Origin of the sequence: Nostoc sp. UIC 10607 (genome assembly GCF_047228265.1) — a bacterium.
Taxonomy (GTDB): domain Bacteria; phylum Cyanobacteriota; class Cyanobacteriia; order Cyanobacteriales; family Nostocaceae; genus Nostoc; species Nostoc foliaceum_A.
The window spans coordinates 1-373 of sequence record NZ_JBIQNW010000269.1 but is presented as its reverse complement, the minus strand read 5'-3'; the positions used below and the strand labels follow the sequence as shown (position 1 = coordinate 373).

General features: G+C 46.9%; 1 protein-coding gene. It reads left to right on the top strand.

All coding sequences use genetic code 11. The features are described from left to right. Positions 1 to 21: 21 nt before the first annotated feature. The coding region (locus ACEYW6_RS36725; RefSeq protein WP_412983683.1) for a Clp protease N-terminal domain-containing protein at positions 22 to 373 on the top strand (352 nt) is incomplete at its 3' end.

Sequence of the window (373 nt, the reverse complement as noted above, 5' to 3'; positions counted from 1 at the left end):
TCTCAGCTAAGGGGCACGATTATGCAACCAACCAATCCCGAGCAATTTACCGAAAAAGCCTGGGAAGCCCTTGTTCGGACTCCCGAAATTGCCAAGCAGTTTCAGCATCAGCAGATTGAGAGCGAACATTTGATGCCAGCGTTACTGGAACAGGAAGGACTCGCCAGTTCTATTTTCAACAAAGCCGGGGTAAATGTTCAAAAACTACACGAGCGCACTATCGACTTTATCAACCGTCAGCCCAAAGTATCGGGGGCTAGCAGTGGTTCGGTATACATCGGACACAGTTTAGAGACGCTGCTCGATCGCGCCGAACAATACCGCAAAGAGTTTGGTGATGAATATATTTCTATTGAACATTTAATACTTGCCT